At 42.4% G+C, this 658-nt stretch carries 1 rRNA gene; it reads right to left on the bottom strand.

Annotation, left to right across the window (positions count from 1 at the left end):
* Positions 1 to 361: ribosomal RNA gene (locus WS40_RS10970) — 16S ribosomal RNA — on the bottom strand; the annotation flags it as partial.
* Positions 362 to 658 lie beyond the last annotated feature (297 nt).

Genomic DNA, 658 nt, shown 5'->3' with positions numbered 1-658 from the left:
CCCCACTGCTGCCTCCCGTAGGAGTCTGGGCCGTGTCTCAGTCCCAATGTGGCCGATCAACCTCTCAGTCCGGCTACTGATCGTCGCCTTGGTAAGCCGTTACCTTACCAACTAGCTAATCAGACGCGAGCTCATCTTTCAGCGATAAATCTTTGATAATCAAATCATGCGGTTCAATTATGTTATGCGGTATTAACGATCGTTTCCAATCGGTATCCCCCTCTGAAAGGCAGATTGCTCACGTGTTACTCACCCGTCCGCCACTAGATCAGAAAAGCAAGCTTCTCTTCTCTCGTTCGACTTGCATGTGTTAAGCGTGCCGCCAGCGTTCGTCCTGAGCCAGGATCAAACTCTTAATTAAAGTTGTATATCAAAAGCATTTCTGCTCTTGTTATCCTGTTTCAGTTCACTTCACTGAACGTACATTTCTTTTACGTCTTTATGTTAGACCTTTAATTCTTTTTCTCAAAAGAATCTCTCAAGGGTTTCGTACTATTCGTCTTTGTTCAATTTTCAAGATGCTGTTTCGTTACACTCTTTTGTGTCGTGCAACTTTTACATTATATCACACTTTTTATCTTTTGTCAACCCCTTTTCTGAAGTTTTTTCAAAAAAGTTTTTTGGCTTCCGATTTTTTCGTGCTTTCTAATGCGCTGTC

Origin of the sequence: Ruminococcus sp. N15.MGS-57, from assembly GCF_000980385.1 — a bacterium.
Classification (GTDB): Bacteria; Bacillota; Clostridia; order Oscillospirales; family Ruminococcaceae; genus Hominimerdicola; species Hominimerdicola aceti.
This window is presented reverse-complemented; position numbering and strand designations above follow the sequence as displayed.